The organism is Nocardioides sp. (assembly GCF_036401255.1).
Taxonomy (GTDB): domain Bacteria; phylum Actinomycetota; class Actinomycetes; order Propionibacteriales; family Nocardioidaceae; genus Nocardioides.
In genome coordinates this window covers 1-4,267 of record NZ_DASWVI010000342.1, presented here as the reverse complement: position 1 = coordinate 4,267, position 4,267 = coordinate 1, and the positions used below count along the sequence as shown (strand labels likewise).

5 protein-coding genes are annotated in these 4,267 nt (G+C 73.3%); 3 read left to right on the top strand and 2 right to left on the bottom strand.

Annotation, left to right across the window (positions count from 1 at the left end; all coding sequences use genetic code 11):
• The 3 genes from VGD85_RS15800 to VGD85_RS15790 form a co-directional block, all read left to right on the top strand.
• On the top strand, nucleotides 1–310 hold a 310-nt coding region (locus VGD85_RS15800), incomplete at its 5' end, for a hypothetical protein (protein ID WP_331064392.1).
• Nucleotides 311–373: 63 nt separating this feature from the next.
• On the top strand, nucleotides 374–1,930 hold the full coding sequence (locus VGD85_RS15795; RefSeq protein WP_331064391.1) for an MFS transporter: 1,557 nt from the start codon (nucleotides 374–376) through the stop codon (nucleotides 1,928–1,930).
• Nucleotides 1,908–2,522 (top strand): TetR family transcriptional regulator, encoded by a 615-nt coding sequence (locus tag VGD85_RS15790; RefSeq protein WP_331064390.1) that lies wholly within the window; start codon nucleotides 1,908–1,910, stop codon nucleotides 2,520–2,522. The genes VGD85_RS15795 and VGD85_RS15790 overlap by 23 nt, the downstream gene beginning before the upstream one ends.
• On the opposite strand, the gene VGD85_RS15785 is transcribed toward VGD85_RS15790, so the two are convergent.
• Entirely contained in the window at nucleotides 2,512–3,411 is a 900-nt protein-coding gene (locus tag VGD85_RS15785; RefSeq protein ID WP_331064389.1) for a TIGR01777 family oxidoreductase, read from the bottom strand. The two genes, VGD85_RS15790 and VGD85_RS15785, sit on opposite strands and share 11 nt — an antisense overlap.
• 96 nt (nucleotides 3,412–3,507) lie before the next feature.
• Nucleotides 3,508–4,267, bottom strand: a 760-nt coding sequence (locus tag VGD85_RS15780) for a 2-oxo acid dehydrogenase subunit E2 (protein WP_331064388.1), incomplete at its 5' end; no start/stop codon positions are given.

Genomic DNA, 4,267 nt, shown 5'->3' with positions numbered 1-4,267 from the left:
CGTCGCGGGACTGCGGGCGCTCTACACGCGCCACAGCGCGGCCGGCGCGACCGATGTCGCGATGCTGCGCGCCTGGCGGGCGCGCGGCCTGCGCGTCCTCGGCATGCGGATGCAGCTGCTCTCCGTCGAGGTGCGGGGCGAGGCCGCCGACCGCCTGGTGCTGGTGGTCGTGGACCGGCTCGCGTCGGCGGTCGCCGTCGGGGAGGGGGTACGCCGCGCCCTGCCCCGCGACACGGTCTCGGTGCACCGGGTCGCGCTCGTCCGGCGCGGGGGAGCGTGGTGCGTCGAGGAGGTGACCGCCATCGATTGACAGTGAGTGTCAAAATCGGCACACTGGAAATTGACAGTCACTATCAGAAACCCGGGGGCGATCATGACCGTTCCGATCCAGGAGTCACCGCGGCGCTGGTGGGCGCTGCTGTCGCTGGTCCCGGCGGTGCTGGCCGTGGGCCTGGACGCCACGATCCTCAGCGTCGCGCTGGCCACCCTCGGCGACGAGCTCGAGGCGACCACGGGACAGCTCCAGTGGTTCGTCACGGCGTACGCGCTGGCGTTCGCGGCCGCGATGATCCCGGCCGGCATCCTCGGCGACCGATGGGGACGGCGCCGGGTCCTCCTGGGGGCGCTCGTCGTGTTCGGGCTCGGCTCGGTGGCGTGCGCCGCCGCGACCGGTCCGATCTCGTTCATCGCGGCCCGCGTCGTCCTCGGGGTGGGTGCCGCGGCGATCGTGCCGATGGCACTGGCGGCGACGCCGTACCTGTTCAGCGAGGCCGAGCGGCCACGCGCACTCGGGGTGCTGATGTCGGTGACGATGCTCGGCTTCCCGCTGGGGCCGCTCCTCGGGGGCTGGCTGCTGACGCACGCCTGGTGGGGCTGGGTGTTCCTCATCAACGTGCCGGTCGTCGCGATCGCCCTCGTCGCCCTGGTCGCGTTGATGCCGGAGTCGCGCGGAGCCCGGGCCGGGCGGGTCGACGTCGGCGGGGCCGTGCTCTCGGCCGTGGCGCTGACGGTGCTGAGCTACGGCGTGATCGAGGCCGGCGACCGCGGCTGGACCGACGCGCGGTCGGTCCTGCTGGTGCTCGCCGGCCTGGGCCTGGTCGGGGCGTTCGTGTGGTGGCTGCGCCGCACCCCCGAGCCGATGCTGGACCTGCGGCTGTTCGGCTCGCGGGCCTTCTCCGGCGGGACCGTGGTGGCGGCCGTGGTGTCGTTCGTGATGATGGGCCTGCTGTTCACCCTCCCGCTCTACACCCAGGCGGTCCACGGCCTGGACGCCGAGGCGAGCGGGCTGCGGCTGCTGCCGCTGATCGCGGGGATGTTGCTGACCGCGCTGCCGTCCGGGGTGCTGGCCCAGCGCGTCGGGGCGCGCACCACGATCGCGGCGGGCATGCTCCTGCTCGGCGCCGGTCTCGCCTGGGGCGCGACCACCGCTCTCGGCGACGGCAGCTGGGCGAGCGCGACCTGGACCGCGGTCTGCGGCGCCGGCCTCGGGATGTCGCTGCCGACCGCGATGGATGCCGCCCTCGGTGTCCTGCCCTCCGACGCCGAGGGCGTGGGGTCAGCGGTGCTCCAGTCGGTGCGCATGGTCGGCAGCTCGTTCGGTGCCGCGATCCTCGGCTCGGTGCTCAACGCGGGCTACCGCGGCGACCTGCCGCTCGAGCAGCCGCCGCTGCGCGACCTCGACCCCACCGCCGCCGCGGCCGCCCGCGACAGCGTCGTGGCCGCCGCCGAGGTCGCGCACCGGGTGGGATCGCCCGACCTGCTCGTGGCCGCCCGCGCGGCGTTCGTCCACGGGATGGACGCCACGCTGTGGGTCTCGGCCGCGCTGGCGGTGGCGGGCGCGGTGCTGGCCGTGCTGGCGCTGGCGGGTCGAGACGCCGCCGCGGCCTCGGTCGAGGCAGACTCGGAGCATGAGCACGACCCGATCGGCTGAGGACCCGGCGGCGCGAGCGCCGGGTCTGCGCGAGCGCAAGAAGGCGCGGACCCGGTTCGAGATCCAGCAGGAGGCGCTGCGGCTGTTCGCAGAGAAGGGGTACGCCGCCACCACCGTCGAGCAGATCGCCGAGGCCGCGGACGTGTCGCCGAGCACGTTCTTCCGCTACTTCCCCACGAAGGCCGCCGTCGTCCTCACCGACGACTTCGACCCGATCTTCATCGAGACCTTCCGGACCCAGCCGCCGGAGATCGCGGTGGTGCCGGCGATCCGGGCCGCCCTGCGCCACACCTTCGGGGACATGCCCGCCGACCAGGCCGCGGCGGCCGCCGAACGCAACGAGCTGATGCTCTCGGAGCCCGAGCTGCGGGCGGCGTTCGCCGAGTTCCTCATCAGCTCCACCCGGCTGCTCCTCGAGATGGTCGCGGAGCGGGCCGGACGCACGGTCGAGGACCCCGAGGCGATCGCGGTCAGCGGCGCGATCATGGGCGTGATCCTCTCGGCGCTCGTGCTCTCCGGTCGGTCGCTGGAGGAGAAGATCGACGAGCTCGACCGGCAGCTGCAGCGCCTGGAGACCGGGTTCAGGCTGTGAGCCCCGCGCGGATCACGTCGTCGACCGTGCGGTCCTGGAACCGGTAGCCCGACTCCTGCAGGGCGGCCGGCCGGAGGTTGATCGACCCGAGCGCCTCGGGGGCCAAGGGCCCGGCGGCGGCCTGGATCGCGAACCGCGGCGCGACGAGCAGCGCCTTGCGGTGCGTGGCCCGGGCCAGGGCACGGGTGAACTCGCCGTTGGTCGGCGTCTCGGGGCAGCACAGGTTCACCGGTCCTGCGGCGGTGTCGTGCTCGACCAGGTGGGCGACGCCGCCGACCCAGTCGCGCAGCGAGATCATCGCCATCCGCTGCCGCCCGTCACCGAGCCGGGTGCCCAGGCCGAGCCGGGTCAGCAGCTGCAGCTGCTTCAGCGGCGCCGAGCGGCGGTCCATCACCGGTGCGGTGCGCAGGAGGCACAGCCGGGCGCCCGCGTCGGCCGCCGGGGTCGCGGCGTCCTGCCACTCCCGGGTGACCCGGGTCAGCAGGGCGTCGCCGACGCTCTCGGACTCCTCGGTCACGACCTGCTCACCGTGGTCGCCGTACCAGGCGATCGCGTTGCCCGCGAGGAACGCGGGCTTGCGGTGGCTCTCGGCGATCGCCTCGGCCAGCACCCGGGTCGTCGTCACCCGGCTCTCCCGCAGCTCCCGCGCCCACCGGCCCGAGTGCGGGTTGCCGACCGTGGGCGTCCCGGCCAGGTTGACCACGACGTCGGCGCGCTCGATGAGGTCCCGGTCGTAGACGCCGGCGTACGGGTCCCACGTGGAGTCCCCGGGCGTGGAGCTCGGTCGCCGGATCAACCCGATCACCCAGTGCCCGCGGTGCTCCAGCTCGGCGCGCAGGTGGCTGCCCAGGAAGCCGGACGCGCCGGCGATCACGACGTTGAGTGCCATGCGCTCAGCCTGTCACGAAGGTGAGGATGGCGGGCATAGTGCGGTGGCCCGGACCGACCTGGTCGATCCGGGCCACCGCCCTGGTCCTGTCGGTCCTCAGATCTCGAACTGGCCCGACTCCAGGCGTCGCTTGACGTCGGTGAGGAACCGGCCGGCGTCGGCGCCGTCGACCAGCTGGTGGTCGTAGGTCAGCGCCAGGTAGACCATGTAGCGCACGGCGATGGTCTCGCCCAGGTTCGGGTCGTCGATGACCACCGGCCGCTTGACGACCGCGCCCGGGCCGAGGATGGCGACCTGCGGCTTGTTCACGATCGGGGTGTCCCACAGGGCTCCGACGCTGCCGAGGTTGGTGATCGTGAACGTCCCGCCCGACAGCTCGTCCGGACCGATCTTGTTGGTCCGGGTGCGCTCCGCGACGTCGGCGATCTTCTTGGCCAGGCCGGCGATCGAGAGGTCGCCGGCGTCCTTGATCACCGGGGTGATCAGGCCCTTCTCGGTGTCGACCGCGATCGCGAGGTTCTCCCGGTCGTAGTAGGTCACCTCACCGGCCTCGGTGTCGATGGTCGCGTTCAGCGCCGGGTGGTGCTTGAGCGCGTCGATCGCGGCCTTCGCGAAGAACGGCAGGTAGCTCAGCTTCACGCCCTCGCGGGCCACGAAGTCGGCCTTCACCTCGTCGCGCAGCCGCGCGATGTTGGTGACGTCCACCTCGACCACCTGGGTGAGCTGGGCCGAGCCCTGCAGCGACTCGACCATCCGGCTCGCGATGATCTTGCGCAGCCGCGACATCTTCACCGTCGTGCCGCGCAGCGGCGACGGCGCGCCGGACGCGGCCGGAGCCGCGGCCGCCGGAGCGGAC